We start from the raw sequence: 15,732 nt of genomic DNA on the forward strand, positions 1-15,732 counted from the left end.
CTCCGAGCGCGCCCCGGCCCCCGGTCCGCTCCCCGAGAGCGCCGTCGACGCCGTGCGCGCCGGGTACGCGTTCACCGGCCCGGCCCTCGAGCTCGGCGCCCTCGTCAACGGCGACGCGCGGATCGACGTGCCCGTCCGCATCCCGCTCGGCATGCTCAACCGGCACGGCCTCGTCGTCGGCGCGACCGGCACCGGCAAGACGAAGACGCTGCAGGTCCTCGCCGAGCAGCTCTCGGCCCACGGCGTCCCCGTCTTCGCCGCGGACATCAAGGGCGACCTCTCCGGCCTCGCCACTCCGGGCACCGCGACCGACGCGCTGCTCGCCCGCACCCGCGGCATCGGCCAGGACTGGCGGGCGGAGGCGGCCCCCGCCGAGTACTTCGCGCTCGGCGGCATCGGCACCGGCGTCCCCGTCCGCGCCACCGTGACGGGATTCGGCGCGCTGCTGCTCGCGAAGGTGCTCGGCCTCAACCACACGCAGGAGTCGAGCCTCGGTCTCGTCTTCCACTACGCCGAGAGCGCCGGTCTCCCGCTCGTCGACCTGTCCGACCTCCGCGCCGTGCTCACCTACCTCGTCGGCGACGAGGGCAAGGCGGAGCTCGCCGAGCTCGGCGGGCTGTCCAAGGCGACCGCCGGCGTGATCCTCCGCGAGCTGATCGCGTTCGCCGACCAGGGCGCCGACGTGTTCTTCGGCGAGCCCGAGATCGACACGGCCGAGTTCCTCCGCCTCGCCGCCGACGGGCGCGGCGTCGTCAGCCTCCTCGAGGTCCCCGGAGTCGCCGACCGACCGGCTCTGTTCTCCACCTTCCTGATGTGGCTGCTCGCCGACCTCTTCAACGACCTGCCGGAGGTCGGCGACCTCGACAAGCCGAAGCTGGTGTTCTTCTTCGACGAGGCGCACCTGCTCTTCCGCGACGCGTCGAAGGACTTCCTCGCCGCGATCACCCAGACCGTGCGCCTCATCCGCTCCAAGGGCGTCGGCATCGTCTTCGTCACGCAGACCCCGAAGGACGTGCCGGGCGACGTCCTCGCCCAGCTCGGCTCCCGCGTGCAGCACCAGCTCCGCGCGCACACGCCGGACGACGCCAAGGCCCTCCGCGCCACCGTCTCGACCTACCCCGAGAGCGACTACGACCTCGGCGAAGTCCTCCAGGCGCTCCCCATCGGCGAGGCGATCGTGACGGTCATGAACGAGCGCGGCGCCCCGACCCCGGTCGCCTGGACGCGTCTCCGCGCCCCGCTCGGCTCGATGAAGCCCACCCCCGAGGCCGACCGCGAGGCGAGCGTCCAGAGGTCCCCGCTCCTCGCGCGCTACGGCACGCCCCTCGACCGCGACTCCGCCCGCGAGATCCTCACCCGTCGGCTCGACGCCGCCGCCGACGCCGAGGAGGCCCGCGCCGCCGCCGAGCAGCAGGCCGCCGACGACGCCCGCCGCGCCAAGGAGGACGCGCGTCGCGCCAAGGAGGAGACCGTGGACGCCGCCCGCCGCGCGAAGGAGCGGGCCGCTGCCGAGCGCGCCGCCGACCAGGCCGCCGAGCGCTCCCGACGGCGCACGGCACCGACCTCCCGCGGGACCCGCACCGCCCGCCGCGACAAGACGGTCGTCGAGGAGGTGCTGGGCTCGAGCGCCGGCAGGACGCTGCTGCGCGAGGTGGTCCGCGGGATCTTCGGGACCGCCCGACGGCGCTGACGCGACCCGGGCCGCTCGGGGAGACGAGGCGCTAACGGGAGCGTGTTAGCGTCGGTAGCATGAGTGAGAGCGGGACGACGCGGGAGCGGATCCTCCGAGCGACGGTCGAGCTGCTGGCGGACGGCGGGCGGGACGCGGTGTCGACGCGGGCGATCAGCGCGGCGGCGGGGGTGCAGGCACCCACGATCTACCGGACGTTCGGCGACCTGCGCGGGCTGCTCGACTCGGCCGCGGCAGCCGGATTCGCCACGGCCCTCGCCGACTTCGAGCGGAGCGAGGCGCCGGCCGACCCGGTCGACGCGCTCCGCACCGCCTGGGATCACCACGTCGCCTTCGGACTCGCCGAACCGCACCTCTACGCGCTGATGTTCACCGCGCGGCCGGGGGAGGAGTCGGAGGCGGCGCGCCTGTCCCGCGGCGTCCTCCTCGACGCGGTCCGGGCCGTCGCCGAAGCCGGCCGCCTCACCGTCGACGTCGAGCGGGCCTCCCGCCTGCTCCAGTCGGCCGCGCTCGGCTGCACCCTCACGTTGACCGCCCTCGCCGACCCCGACGACGAGCTCTCGTCCCGCTCGCGCGAGTCCGTCCTCGCGGCGATCACCACGGCGGAGGCGGGCCCCACCGATCCCGCCGCCCGTGCGGTCGTCGTGCACGCCGTCGCCCTGCGGACGGCGCTGCCGCAGATCGAGCCCCTCAGCGCGGGGGAGCGGCTCCTGCTCGACGAATGGCTCGAGCGCATCGCCGACTGACGGTCGGCGTCGCCGGAGGGTCCGTATCGCCGCCCTGTCGTCCGCGTCGTCGTAATACGGATGGCGACGGGCACGATCCGGGACCGGCACCTACGGTCGGACCATGTCGCGATCCATAGCCGAACTCTTCTTCCGCCCCGTCTGCTCGGCCCCGCTCGTCGCCCGTCGTGGCGCGTTCTGCTCCGACTCCTGCGCGCGGACGAACCACCTCTACGGCTGATCCCGCGCCCGGCACGCGCCGGACGATCGGCGGCCCCTGCTCGGCGCGACGTCGTCGGCTGCAGCTGGGTGTGCCCCGCAGGGCGAACCCGGCGATGCGTGAGTGGGCCGCTCCGATCGACGCCTTCACCGGTCGACCGGGCTCCGACGATCGGCCGCACCGGTTAAACAAAACGGTGCCCGTGCTGGCGAGAGCAACGGACACCGTTCGCGGAGGATGGGGGATTCGAACCCCCGAGGGCTTTCACCCAACACGCTTTCCAAGCGTGCGCCATAGGCCACTAGGCGAATCCTCCTGGCACGACCTGAGCCGCGACTCATCGATACTAGCCGGTGTCGGAGGCTCCCGCTGACCACGACCCCGACACGACCCGCTCTCCTCGGCCGCCGTCGTCGGTTAGACTGTCACCCGGCTCCCCGCGTGGCGCCATCCAGGCCAACTCCCCCAGGGCGGAAACGCAGCAAGGGTAACCGGGCTCTGGCGGGTGCGCGGGGGGTCTTCTTCCGTTTACCGGCAGTTTCTTTCAAGGGCCGCTCGTCCGCAGGGCCGCCGGTCTGACGGGGCCGCCTGCTCCGCCGCCCGGCGTCCGCGCCACCGCACTGCCGGCTTGCACCGCTCGAGGAAGCTCCTCCACAGCAGCGCCGCATGCACGCCCTCCCATCCCTGGCCTCTACTCAGCCAGGCGGAGGGACCCCCTCGGTAGGCTGGATCCGATGGTTCAGAGCATCTACATCTCGTCCGCCGAAGGTCATTCGGGCAAGTCCACGGTCGCCCTCGGCGTCCTCGATGCGCTCAGCAGCCAGGTGCAGCGGGTCGGCGTCTTCCGCCCGATCGCCCGCTCCACCTCCGAGCCGGACTACGTGCTCGAGATGCTGCTCGGCCACTCCGACTCGGGCCTCGCCTACGAGGACTGCATCGGCGTCACCTACGAGGACGTCCACGCCGACGGCGAGGCGGCGCTCTCGCGGATCGTCGAGCGGTACAAGGGCGTCGAGGCCCGGTGCGACGCCGTCGTCATCCTCGGCTCCGACTACACGGACGTCGGCAGCCCCACCGAGCTCGGCTACAACGCCCGCATCGCCGCCAACCTCGGTGCCCCGGTCCTGCTCGTCCTCACCGGCCGGGACTCGTCCCGCAGCGAGCAGCTGGGCCAGGCTCCCGCGCGCACGCCGGAGGAGATGCGCCAGATCACGGAGCTCGCCTCGGTCGAGCTGCGCACGGCCCACGCGAGCCTCATCGGAGTGATCGCGAACCGCGCCGATCCCGACACCGCCGCCGACGCCGTCGCCGCGATCCGCGAGAGCATCCCCGCCACCGTCCCGGTCTGGGCGATCCGCGAGGATCCGTTCCTCGTCGCTCCGAGCCTGTCCCGCCTGGTCGAGGCGGTCGACGGCGTCGTCGTCGCGGGCGATCCGGAGCTGCTCGGCCGCGAGGCGCTCGGCGTGGTGATCGCCGGCATGTCGATGGTGAACGTCCTGCCGCGGCTCACCGAGGGCGGCGTCGTGATCGTCCCCGGCGACCGGCCCGAGGTCGTCCTCGCCGTGATCATGGCGTACGCCTCCGGCACGTTCCCCACGGTCACCGGCATCATCCTCAACGGCGGCTTCGAGCTGCCGGAGCCGATCGTCCGGCTGATCGTGGGCGTCGACAGCCGCGTGCCGATCGTGATGACCGAGCTCGGCACCTACGACACCGCCGTCCGCGTCACCGCGGCCCGCGGCCGCCTGGCGGCCGACTCCCCGCGCAAGCGCGACACCTCCCTCGCCCTCTTCCAGGAGGCGGTCGACGCGGTCGAGCTGCTCACCCTCCTCGACGTCGGCCGGTCCGAGGTCGTCACGCCGCTGATGTTCGAGTACGGGCTGATCGAGCGCGCGCGCATCGCCGACCGCCACATCGTCCTGCCCGAGGGCGGCGACGACCGGATCCTCCGTGCCGCCGCGACCGTGCTCAAGCGCGGCATCGCCCGGCTCACGATCCTCGGCGAGGAGGCCGAGATCCGCGCCCGTGCGGCGGGCCTCGGCCTCGACCTCGACGGCGCGCGCGTGCTGAGCACCCTCGACCCCGAGCACCGCGCGCGCTTCGCCGAGGAGTACGCCCGCATCCGCGCGCACAAGGGCATCACCTACGACCACGCCTACGACACCGTCACGGACGTCTCCTACTTCGGCACGATGATGGTGCAGCTCGGCCTGGCCGACGGGATGGTCTCGGGAGCCGCGCACACGACCGCGCACACCATCCGCCCCGGCTTCGAGATCATCAAGACGAGCCCGGGCGTCTCCGTCGTCTCGAGCGTGTTCCTGATGGCGCTCGCCGACCGCGTGCTGGTCTACGGCGACTGCGCGGTGAACCCCGACCCCACCGAGGCGCAGCTCGCCGACATCGCGATCTCGTCCGCCGAGACCGCCCAGCAGTTCGGGATCGACCCCCGCATCGCGATGCTCTCCTACTCCACCGGCGAGAGCGGAGCCGGCGCCGACGTCGAGAAGGTCCGCGCGGCGACGGCTCTGGTGCGCGAGCGCCGGCCCGACCTGCTCGTCGAGGGCCCGATCCAGTACGACGCGGCGGCCGACGCGGCGGTCGCGGCCTCGAAGATGCCCGGCTCCCAGGTCGCCGGGCGCGCGACGGTGTTCATCTTCCCCGACCTCAACACGGGCAACAACACCTACAAGGCCGTGCAGCGCTCGGCCGGCGCCGTCGCCATCGGACCGGTCCTCCAGGGTCTGCGCAAGCCGGTCAACGACCTCTCGCGCGGCGCGCTCGTGCAGGACATCGTCAACACCGTCGCGATCACGGCCATCCAGGCCGCCACCCAGGCCATCGTCCCGCCCACCGCCGCCATCCCCGTAGTGCGCTAGCGGCGACCCCGCCGCCGCCCCTCCCGACCCCGATCACCCCAGGAGTCCCCTCATGTCCGTCGTCCTCGTCGTCAACAGCGGATCGTCGTCGTTCAAGTACCAGCTCATCGAGATGACCACCGAGGAGACGCTCGCCAGCGGCCTCGTCGAGCGGATCGGCGAGGACATCGGCCGCACGAAGCACACCCGCGACGGGGAGTCGTTCGAGATCGAGGGGCCGATCCCCGACCACACCGCCGGCTTCGACGCGATGATCCGCGCGTTCGGCGAGCACGGCCCGAGCCTCGACGAGTTCCCTCCCGTCGCCGTGGGCCACCGCGTCGTGCACGGCGGCAAGCGCTTCTTCGAGCCCACCGTCGTCACCGACCTGGTCAAGATCAACATCGAGGACCTCGCCGACCTCGCCCCGCTGCACAACCCCGCGAACCTCGAGGGCATCGAGGCGGCGCAGAACGCCTTCCCGGACGTCCCGCACGTCGCCGTCTTCGACACCGCCTTCCACCACACGATCCCGGCCGAGGCGTCGACCTACGCGCTGCCCGCCGAACTCGCCGAGAAGCACCGCGTCCGCCGCTACGGCTTCCACGGCACCTCGCACAAGTTCGTCTCGGAGGCCGCCGCCGCCTACCTCGGCCGCCGCCGCTCCGACCTGAAGACGATCGTCCTGCACCTGGGCAACGGAGCGTCCGCCTGCGCCGTCGACGGCGGCGTCTCCGTCGAGACCTCGATGGGCATGACCCCGCTCGAGGGCCTGGTGATGGGTACCCGCTCCGGCGACCTCGACCCGGCCGTCGTCTTCCACCTGGCCCGCAAGGCGGGCCTCTCGATCGACGAGCTCGACACCCTCCTCAACCGCCGAAGCGGCCTCCTCGGCCTCACGGGTCGCGGCGACATGCGCGACGTCCAGGAGGCGGCCGAGGCCGGCGACGAGCGGGCCCGCGCCGGACTCGAGGTCTACTACCACCGCCTCCGCCACTACATCGGCGCCTTCTACGCCCAGCTGGGCCGCGTCGACGCCGTGGTGTTCACGGCCGGAGTCGGCGAGAACGTCGCCGCCGTCCGCGCCGGCGCCCTCCGCGGCCTCGAGGGCCTGGGCATCGAGCTCGACCCCGAGCGCAACACGTCCTCCGACCGCGGCGCCCGCCGCATCTCCACCGACGACTCCCGCGTCGCCGTCCTCGTCATCCCCACGAACGAGGAGCTGGAGATCGCCCGGCAGTCCTTATCGGTCGTGTAGCGGCGGAGCCGCGACACGACTCGAGGCCGGCTTCCAGGGGTGGTGGCTCCCGTGGAGCGGGTCCTGTCGGGCTGTCCTGAATCGCTCGCACGCGATTCCGGGTCGCGGCCCTCTTCCGAATACTCGGGCCCTGCTGCTGGTCGAGTAGCCGCGGGACGCGGCGTATCGAGTCCCACCGAGCGCGAGGGAGGAGATCTCGATGCGGCCGCTGTGCGGGCTGCTCCATCGGCAGGAGCCGGCTGAGGAGCCCCGGCTCAGGGCAGCAGGCGCGCGTCGCCCGCGTAGAGGTTGAAGCCGGAGCCGCGGCTGAAGCCGATCAGGGTGAGGCCGGAGTCGCGAGCCAGGTCCACCGCCAGCGACGACGGGGCACCGACCGCGGCGAGCAGGGGGATGCCGGCCATCACGGCCTTCTGCACCAGCTCGAACGAGGCGCGCCCCGACACCTGCAGCAGCGTCCCCCGCAACGGCAGCCGCCCCTCCCGGAGCCCCCAGCCGACCACCTTGTCCACGGCGTTGTGCCGCCCGACGTCCTCCCGGAGCACCAGCAGCGAGCCGTCCGCGTCGAACAGCCCGGCCGCGTGGACGCCGCCCGTCCGCTCGAACACCGCCTGCGCCTCGCGGAGCCGATCGGGGAGCGAGACCAGCAGCTCCCGCTCGACCCGCAGGTCGTCCTCCGCGACGCTCCACGCCGAGTCGGTGGCGACCGCCTCGAGTGACGCGAGCCCGCACACTCCGCACGAGCTCGTCGTGTACACCGACCGCTCGCGCTCGAGCAGCACGGCCTCCCGCCCGCCGCGAACGCTCGCGTCGACCACGTTGTACGTGTTCTCGCCCGGCCCGGAGCCGCTCGCGCAGTAGCGCATCGCCGCCAGCTGCTCCGACTCTGTGAGCACCCCCTCGGACACCAGGAATCCCGCGACCAGGTCGAAGTCGTCGCCGGGCGTGCGCATGGTCACGCTGAAGCGCCGTCCGCCGACGCGGATCTCGAGCGGCTCCTCGACGGCCAGGACGTCCTCGCGACGGCGGGGCGGATCGTCGGCGCGGACGGCGGTCAGGCGGGTGCGGGCGACACTGCGGCTCATGGGTCTCCTCAGGCGGTGGAGGTCATCCTCCCACCGGGAACCGGGAGCGATGCCGGGGTGCGGACGTACGATGCAGGAATGGTCGATGACGCCGAGCCCCGCGAGAGTCCGATCGACGAGAGCCGCCTCTCCGTCCGGTCGCCGAAGAGACGCGCCGTCGGGATCCCCGGCGTCGCCCACGCCCTCGAGATCTCGCTCAAGCAGATGGGCCCGGTGCGCAGCGCCGAGACGCTCCTGCGGGTGAACCAGAAGACCGGATTCGACTGCCCGGGCTGCGCCTGGCCGGAGGGCGACAAGCGCCACGTCGCCGAGTTCTGCGAGAACGGAGCGAAGGCGGTCGCCGAGGAGGCCACGCTCCGCACCGTCACATCGGCCTTCTTCGCCGCGCACCCCGTCGCGGAGCTGGAGGAGTGGGACGACTTCGCGCTCGGTCAGCAGGGCCGGCTCACGGAGCCGATGCTGCTCGAGGAGGGCGCGACGCACTACCGGCCCGTGGGCTGGGACGAGGCGCTCGACCTCGTGGCCGAGGAGCTGCGCGCCTGCGCGAGCCCCGACGAGGCGATCTTCTACACGTCCGGCCGGACCTCGAACGAATCGGCCTTCGTCTACCAGCTGATGGTCCGCGGCTTCGGCACGAACAACCTGCCCGACTGCTCGAACATGTGCCACGAGTCCAGCGGCTCCGCCCTCACCGAGACGATCGGGATCGGCAAGGGCTCGGTGAGCCTGCGCGACGTGGAGCGGGCACCGCTGATCATCGTCGCCGGCCAGAACCCCGGCACGAACCACCCGCGGATGCTGACCGCGCTGGAGCGCGCCAAGCGCGCCGGCGGCACCATCGTGGCCGTGAATCCGCTGCCGGAGGCGGGGCTGCTCCGCTTCCAGAACCCGCAGACCGTCCGCGGCACCCTGGGCGACGGCACGGCCCTCGCCGACCACTTCCTCCAGGTCCGGCTGGGCGGCGACCAGGCCCTGTTCCAGGGTCTGGGCAAGGCGCTGCTCGAGGCGGAGGAGGCGCGCGGCGACGTCTTCGACCACGCCTTCATCCGCGAGAGCACCGGCGGCCTCTCCGAGTACCTCCACGGGCTGCGAGAGGTCCAGTGGGACGAGATCGAGCGGGCGAGCGGGATCGACGAGACGCGCATCCGCACCGTCGCCGAGCTGATCGCGGCGTCCGAGGGCACCGTCGTCTGCTGGGCGATGGGCCTCACGCAGCACGCGCACTCGGTCGCGACGCTCAAGGACGTCGTCAACGTGCTCCTGCTCACCGGCAACATCGGCAAGCCCGGCGCGGGCGTCTGCCCGGTGCGCGGCCACTCGAACGTGCAGGGCGACCGCACGATGGGCATCTTCGAGCGGATGCCGGACTCCTTCCACGACGCGCTCGATCGCGAGTTCTCCTTCTCCTCCCCCCGCGTGCACGGGACGGACACGGTCGCCGCGATCCGGGCGATGCGCGACGGGAAGGCCCGCGTGTTCATGGGGCTCGGCGGCAACTTCGCCCGCGCGACGCCCGACAGCGGAGTGACGGAGGCGGCGATGCGCTCGCTCGCCCTCACCGTGCACGTCTCGACCAAGCTCAACCGCTCGCACGTGGTCACCGGCCGGCGCGCGCTGATCCTGCCCACCCTCGGCCGCACCGACTCCGACGTGCAGCGCTCGGGCGAGCAGCGGGTCACGGTCGAGGACTCGATGAGCGCCGTGCACGCCTCCCGGGGCCGCCTGCGCCCGCCGAGCCCGGGCCTGCGCTCGGAGGTGGCGATCCTCACGGGGATCGCGGAGCGGCTGCTCGAGGGCCGCGAGAACGTCCCGCGGGTCGACTGGGCGGGACTGCGCGACGACTACCGCCGCATCCGCTCGCACATCGCCAACGTCGTCCCCGGCTTCGACGGGTTCGAGGCCCGGATCGACGTGCCCGGCGGCTTCGTCCTCCCGCACCCGCCGCGCGACTCGCGCCGCTTCGACACCCCCTCCGGTCTGGCCCGCTTCACCGCGAATCCGCTCGAGTACCCGCGGGTTCCGGAGGGCAGGCTGCTGCTGCAGACGCTGCGCTCGCACGACCAGTTCAACACCACGATCTACGGCAAGGACGACCGCTACCGAGGGATCCACGACGGCCGCCGGGTGGTGTTCGTCCACGCCGACGACGTCGCCGAGCTGGGCTTCGCGGACGGCGCGATGGTCGACCTGGTCTCGGAGTGGCCCGACGGCGTCGAGCGGCGGGCGGAGGCGTTCCGCGTCGTGGCGTACGACACGCCCCGCGGCTGCGCGGCCGCCTACTACCCCGAGACGAACGTCCTCGTGCCGCTGGACTCGACCGCGAAGATCAGCAACACGCCGACCTCGAAGTCGGTCGTGATCCACCTCGAACCGGCGGCGTAGGCCTCACCAGGGCAGCGGCAGCAGGCGCACGGAGTCGCCTGCTGCCGCTCCCGGTGCGGGCACGACGGCCACGGCCTCCGAGGCGGCGAGACCGGTGAGCATGTGCGAGCGGATGCCGGCGGAGGCCCGCCAGCCGTCCTCGCCGGAGGAGACGGGCACGAGCACCGTGGTCCCCGCGCGCCCGAGCGGCTCGGCGAGGACGCCCCGGCCGAGGGGCGGGGCAGCGGCGCCGGACGCCGCGTCGAGGGCCGGCGGCAGGAAGGAGAGCGCCGCGAGCAGGGCGGCGAGCGGATTGCCCGGCAGAGCGATCACCAGCGTCCCGCCCGGCAGCAGCGCAGCCATGGTCGGGTGGCCGGGGCGCATGCCGACGCCGTCGACGAGGACGCGCGCGCCCACCGCATCGAGGGCGCGACGGACCGCGTCCACCCGGGAGCGCCCGGTCCCGCCCGTCGTGAGGAGGATCGGCGCCGTGCCCGCCAGCAGCGTCCGTGCGATCGCCTCCTCGTCGTCGCCGCGGCGCACGACCTCTCCCACGGCTCCGCCCGAGAGCTCGACCAGCGCGGGCAGCAGCGGCGTGAACGCATCGCGCACCCGTCCGGCGGGCGGCATCCCCTCGGTGTCGACCTCGTCCCCCGTGAGGAGCAGGTCGACCGCGGCGGGCGGGCGGACGTCGAGCGCGTCGATCCCGGCGACCGCGAGCAGGGCGAGGTGCGCGGGAGTGAGGCGGGTCCGGGCATCGACCAGCACGGCTCCGCAAGCGGCCTCGTCGCCCGCGCGCCGGACGTGGCGGCCGGGCGGGAGGGGCGCCCGCGCCGTCAGCAGGTCGTCGCGGACCACGCCCTGCTCGGACGGCAGCACCGCGTCGCTCCAGTCGGGCACGGCCGCTCCGGTGACGATCGGAGCGGCGGTGCCGTCCTCGAGCGGCCAGGGCCCGGGGCCGCGCACGGCCCAGCCGTCCATGGCCGAGGAGTCGTAGTGGGGGAGCGGCCGGGCGGCGGTGACGGCGCGGTCGAGGACGGCTCCGCGGGCGTCGAGGAGGGGGACTGTCGAGACGCCGGAGCGCGCCACCGCTTCGCCGACGATCCGCCTGGCCTCGTCCCAGTCGGTCGCCTCGTGCCCGTGTGCGCTCATCCCGTCCATTCTCCCGGGGCTCGGGGCGGGCCCCGGGCAGGACCCGCCCCGTCGGTCATCCCAGGTAGCCGTTCGGGTTCAGCACGAACTTCTTCGCGGCGCCCTTGTCGAAGTCGGCGTAGCCGCGGGGAGCGTCGTCCAGGCTGATCGCGGTGGCCTGGACCGCGTCGGCGATGTGGACCCGGTCGTGCAGGATCGCCATCATCAGCTGCCGGTTGTACTTCATGACCGGGCACTGGCCCGTGGTGAAGGACAGCGACTTCGCCCAGCCGAGCCCGAGGCGGATCGACAGCGAGCCCTCCTGGGCCGCCTCGTCGACTCCGCCCGGGTCGCCCGTGACGTAGAGGCCCGGGATGCCGAGGGCGCCGCCCGCCGCGGTGATCGACATCAGCGAGTTCAGCACCGTCGCCGGCGCCTCCTTCCCCGAGTCGGCGCCGTTGCCGTGCGCCTCGAAGCCGACGGCGTCCACTCCGCAGTCGACCTCGGGCACGCCGAGGATCTGCTCGATCTGGCCGGCCGGATCGCCCTTCGAGACGTCGACCGTCTCGCAGCCGAAGGAGCGCGCCTGCGCCAGACGCTCCTCGTTGAGGTCCGCGACGATCACGACGGCCGCTCCGAGCAGCTGCGCTCCGACCGCCGCGGCGAGTCCGACCGGTCCCGCTCCTGCGACGTAGACCGTGGAGCCGACGCCGACCCCGGCGGTCACCGCGCCGTGGAAGCCCGTCGGGAAGATGTCCGAGAGCATCGTCAGATCGAGGATCTTCTCGAGCGCCTGATCGCGGTCCGGGAACACCAGGAGGTTCCAGTCGGCGTAGGGGACCATCACGTACTCGGCCTGCCCGCCGACCCAGCCGCCCATGTCGACGTAGCCGTACGCGCTGCCCGGGCGGTCCGGATTCACGTTGAGGCAGATGCCGGTCTTGCGCTCCTTGCAGTTGCGGCAGCGGCCGCAGGCGATGTTGAACGGCACGGACACGATGTCGCCGACCTTGACGAACTCGACGTCGGGGCCGACCTCCACGACCTCGCCGGTGATCTCGTGGCCGAGCACGAGGTCCGACGGAGCGGTGGTGCGGCCGCGGACCATGTGCTGGTCCGAGCCGCAGATGTTGGTGGAGACGGTGCGGAGGATGGCGCCGTGCGGCAGCTTCCGCCCGATGTTCGCCGGATTGACGCCGGGTCCGTCCTTCAGCTCGAAGGTGGGGTAGTCGATGTCGATGACCTCGACGACTCCGGGGGACTTGTAGGCGACGGCTCTGTTGCCTGACATGCGGGGCTCCTTCAGATGGACGACCGCGGCGCAGTCGGCCGCGGGAGTCCTGCGCCGCTCTCGGTCTGAGCCGCGGCGCCGGGACTCGGGGGAACCGTACGGCGTCGACCTGGTGCCGGATCGAGGCCGGTGGAGTAGCGTCTCAGGAGGCGTGCGGACGCTCGTCCACCGCCCGGTGCGAGGCCGCGAGCGCCGCGTCGAGCGCGTCCCGTCCGCCCCCGGCCAGGCCCGCCGCGTAGCCCGCGAGGAACGTGGTCAGCGGAGCCGCCGGCCGGACCACTCCGTGCGCTGCGCGACCGGCGAGGGCGAGCAGGGCGTCCGGGTCCACCGGGACCTCGCCGAGGCCGAGCGCGGAGCACAGCTCGGCCCACCAGCCGGCGAGCACCTCCTCGGTGGGGCGGGCGCCGTCGGAGGCGGAGGGGCGGGGGCCGGTCGTGTCGTCCATCCGCTCAGTCTGCGCCGCGCGGGACCGGCAGGTCGATCCCGTGCCGGTGCGCGTCGGCGGGCGCGTCGACGTCGTCGGTCGTCCCTCCGGGCACCGTCACGAGCCGCGGGGGAAGGACCCGGAGGAGGGCGCGCACCGAGGCGCCGTCGGGATCGCCGAGCGCGGTGAGCGCTTCGACGAGGGCCGCTCGCCGGTGCACGCCGAGGAGCTGCTGGGCTCGGCCGCTCGCGTCGACGGCCAGGAGGGAGGCCTCGACGGCGTTCGACGCGACCTCGAGCAGGGTGTGCACGGCGGGAGCGGGGGCGACGAGATCGGCGGCGAGCACGACGACCCAGTCCGGAGCGCCCGGGCGGTCGAGCAGGGGCAGCGCGGCGGCCAGGCCCGCGACCGGGCCGCCGAACGGCGGATCCTCCTGGACGAGCTCGGCGCCGTCGACAGCCGGTGCGAGCGACGACGGTCCGGCCACGATCCTCCGCTCGGCTCCGCGCACGGCTGCGAGGGCGGTGCCGAGGAGCGTCGACTCGCGGTGCCGGAGGAGCGGCTTGACCGCGCCGCCGAGGCGGGAAGCGCGTCCGCCGGCGAGCACGACCGCGTCGAAGCGGGGGAGCGGAGGCGGCGGGAGCACGGGACCGAGGCTACGCGCGCTCGGAGGTCCGCCGTCCCGGCTCCGGTGTCGGAGGTCGCGGCTACTCTTGTCGGGTGGTAGCAGCCCTGTATCGCCGGTACCGGCCCGAGACGTTCGCCGAGATGATCGGCCAGTCCCAGGTGACGGATCCGCTCATGACGGCGCTCCGCACCAACCGCGTCAACCACGCCTACCTCTTCAGCGGCCCCCGCGGCTGCGGCAAGACCACCTCGGCGCGCATCCTCGCCCGCTGCCTCAACTGCGCGACGGGCCCGACCGACACCCCCTGCGGCGTCTGCGACAGCTGCGTCGAGCTCAGCCGCGAGGGCCAGGGCTCGCTCGACGTGGTCGAGATCGACGCGGCGAGCCACAACGGAGTCGACGACGCGCGCGATCTGCGCGAGCGCGCCATCTTCGCCCCGGCGCGCGACCGCTTCAAGATCTTCATCCTCGACGAGGCGCACATGGTCACGCCGCAGGGCTTCAACGCGCTGCTCAAGATCGTGGAGGAGCCGCCGGAGCACGTGAAGTTCATCTTCGCGACCACGGAGCCGGACAAGGTCATCGGCACGATCCGCTCGCGCACGCACCACTACCCGTTCCGGCTCGTCCCGCCGGCGCAGATGCTCGACTACACGCAGGAGCTCTGCGAGCGCGAGGGCGTGCACGTGGCGGCCGGCGTGCTGCCGCTCGTGGTCCGCGCGGGCGGCGGGTCCGTCCGCGACACGCTCTCCCTGCTCGACCAGCTGATGGCCGGCTCCGAGGCCGAGACCGTCGAGTACGAGCGGGCCGTCGCCCTCCTCGGCTACACCCACGGCGCCCTGCTCGACGAGGTGGTCGACGCGCTCGCCGAGCACGACTCCGCCGAGGCGTTCGGAGCGGTCGACCGCGTCATCCAGACGGGGCAGGACCCGCGCCGCTTCGTCGAGGACCTGCTCGAGAAGCTCCGCGACCTGATCGTCGTCGCGGCGACCGGGGGAGCGGCCTCGGCCGTGCTCCGCGGCGTCTCGCAGGACGAGCTCGACCGCATGGCCGGCCAGTCGCGCGCGCTCGGCCTGGCCGAGCTCTCGCGCATCGCCGACGTGGTCAACGAGGCCCTCACCGAGATGACCGGTGCGACCTCGCCGCGCCTGCACCTCGAGCTGATGATCGCCCGCACCCTGGTGCACGGCACCGGCGCCGGCATCGCGCCCGCTGCGGCCCAGGAGGAGCGCCCGCGGCACGTGGCCCCTCCGCGCGAGACCGCGGCGCCCGCCCCGCGGTCGTCCGAGGCGTCGCGCGCGTCCGAGCCGTCCCGTGCGCCCGAGCCCCACCACGCCTCGCACGCCGCCGCTCCCGGCTCGGTGCCCGAGACCATCGCGGCCGCTCCGCGCACCGAGGCGCCGGTGACCGCGTCCGCACCGGTCGCTGCGCCACCGGTGAAGGCGCCCGACGAGACGGCGGCCGCGCCGGAGGCGGACGAGTCCGCGCCGGCCGAGTCAGGACGCCCCCGCGCGACGACCGCCGCGGCGGCTCGTCCGGAGCCGGACGAGCAGGAGCCGTCGGATCAGGCCGCTGCGTCCACTGAGGCGGCCGCCGCCTCCGCGGCCGCTGCCTCCGCACCCGCTGCGGCCGCGGGCGACGCACCCGCCGACGGCGCGGTCACCCTCCAGCGGATGAAGGACACCTGGCCCGAGATCCTCGAGGTCGTGCAGAAGGCGAAGATGACCGCCTGGCTGGTGGCCTACACCGCCCAGGTGCGCGCCCTCAAGGACGACGTGCTGACCCTCTCGTTCCCGAGCCAGAACGACGTCGAGTCGTTCAAGATGCCGGGAACCGCCGGGCAGCCCGGAGTCAGCGAGTACCTGCGTCAGGCGATCCAGCAGGTCCTCGGCCTGCGGGTGAAGTACATCGCCCGTGTCGAGCCTCGCGCCGCCGCCCCGGAGGCCGAGCGCGCCGCCGTCGAGGCGACCGCCGCGCCCGCTCCGGCTGCGCCGATCCCGGCCGCGACCGGCTCCGACGGCTGGGCCACGGTGGCGATCCCCGCCGGTCCGACCCCTGCGGCCG

At 73.5% G+C, this 15,732-nt stretch carries 11 protein-coding genes, 1 tRNA gene and 1 other RNA gene; 7 read left to right on the plus strand and 6 right to left on the minus strand.

Translation table 11 applies throughout. The features are described from left to right. Both C5C29_RS16495 and C5C29_RS16500 read left to right on the plus strand, forming a co-directional pair. Positions 1-1,690: helicase HerA-like domain-containing protein (locus C5C29_RS16495; RefSeq protein WP_308470873.1), on the plus strand; the 1,690-nt coding region annotated here is incomplete at its 5' end. A gap of 59 nt (positions 1,691-1,749) precedes the next feature. Then, the gene (locus C5C29_RS16500; protein ID WP_104225182.1) at positions 1,750-2,436 is read left to right on the plus strand and encodes a TetR/AcrR family transcriptional regulator; all 687 of its coding nucleotides are present in this window, start codon (positions 1,750-1,752) and stop codon (positions 2,434-2,436) included. Positions 2,437-2,866: 430 nt separating this feature from the next. On the opposite strand, the gene C5C29_RS16505 is transcribed toward C5C29_RS16500, so the two are convergent. Next, positions 2,867-2,951: transfer RNA gene (locus C5C29_RS16505), tRNA-Ser, on the minus strand. Between the two features lie 112 nt (positions 2,952-3,063). Between C5C29_RS16505 and ffs the strand changes: the two genes are divergently transcribed. From ffs to C5C29_RS16520, 3 genes are all read left to right on the plus strand, one after another. After that, positions 3,064-3,160, plus strand: an RNA gene (gene ffs / locus C5C29_RS16510) — signal recognition particle sRNA small type. Between the two features lie 209 nt (positions 3,161-3,369). Continuing rightward, a complete protein-coding gene (gene pta / locus C5C29_RS16515) occupies positions 3,370-5,514 on the plus strand; it encodes a phosphate acetyltransferase (RefSeq protein ID WP_104225183.1) in 2,145 nt (714 codons plus the stop codon). 52 nt (positions 5,515-5,566) lie between these two features. After that, positions 5,567-6,751, plus strand: coding sequence for an acetate/propionate family kinase (locus C5C29_RS16520; RefSeq protein ID WP_104225119.1), 1,185 nt, complete (start codon positions 5,567-5,569; stop codon positions 6,749-6,751). A 254-nt stretch (positions 6,752-7,005) separates the two neighbouring features. Here the strand turns inward: C5C29_RS16520 and fdhD are convergent, their stop codons facing one another. Continuing rightward, complete coding sequence (gene fdhD / locus C5C29_RS16525) at positions 7,006-7,833, minus strand: formate dehydrogenase accessory sulfurtransferase FdhD (protein ID WP_104225120.1); 828 nt, start codon at positions 7,831-7,833, stop codon at positions 7,006-7,008. 78 nt (positions 7,834-7,911) lie between these two features. On the opposite strand from fdhD, the gene C5C29_RS16530 reads away from it, so the two are divergent. Continuing rightward, entirely contained in the window at positions 7,912-10,215 is a 2,304-nt protein-coding gene (locus tag C5C29_RS16530) for an FdhF/YdeP family oxidoreductase (protein WP_104225121.1), read from the plus strand. A 3-nt stretch (positions 10,216-10,218) separates the two neighbouring features. On the opposite strand, the gene C5C29_RS16535 is transcribed toward C5C29_RS16530, so the two are convergent. From C5C29_RS16535 to C5C29_RS16550, 4 genes are all read right to left on the minus strand, one after another. Beyond that, the gene (locus C5C29_RS16535; RefSeq protein WP_181074992.1) at positions 10,219-11,346 is read right to left on the minus strand and encodes a molybdopterin molybdotransferase MoeA; all 1,128 of its coding nucleotides are present in this window, start codon (positions 11,344-11,346) and stop codon (positions 10,219-10,221) included. Positions 11,347-11,401: 55 nt separating this feature from the next. Continuing rightward, the gene (gene fdhA / locus C5C29_RS16540; protein ID WP_104225123.1) at positions 11,402-12,616 is read right to left on the minus strand and encodes a formaldehyde dehydrogenase, glutathione-independent; all 1,215 of its coding nucleotides are present in this window, start codon (positions 12,614-12,616) and stop codon (positions 11,402-11,404) included. Between the two features lie 142 nt (positions 12,617-12,758). Next, on the minus strand, positions 12,759-13,061 hold the full coding sequence (locus C5C29_RS16545) for a DUF6457 domain-containing protein (protein WP_219812223.1): 303 nt from the start codon (positions 13,059-13,061) through the stop codon (positions 12,759-12,761). Positions 13,062-13,065: 4 nt separating this feature from the next. Continuing rightward, positions 13,066-13,686: a molybdenum cofactor guanylyltransferase gene (locus C5C29_RS16550; RefSeq protein ID WP_258062397.1), complete on the minus strand. Its 621-nt coding sequence runs from the start codon at positions 13,684-13,686 to the stop codon at positions 13,066-13,068. 74 nt (positions 13,687-13,760) lie between these two features. Between C5C29_RS16550 and C5C29_RS16555 the strand changes: the two genes are divergently transcribed. Further along, positions 13,761-15,732, plus strand: a 1,972-nt coding sequence (locus tag C5C29_RS16555) for a DNA polymerase III subunit gamma and tau (RefSeq protein ID WP_104308588.1), incomplete at its 3' end; no start/stop codon positions are given.

Source organism: Rathayibacter sp. AY1H2, assembly GCF_002931985.1.
GTDB lineage: Bacteria > Actinomycetota > Actinomycetes > Actinomycetales > Microbacteriaceae > Rathayibacter.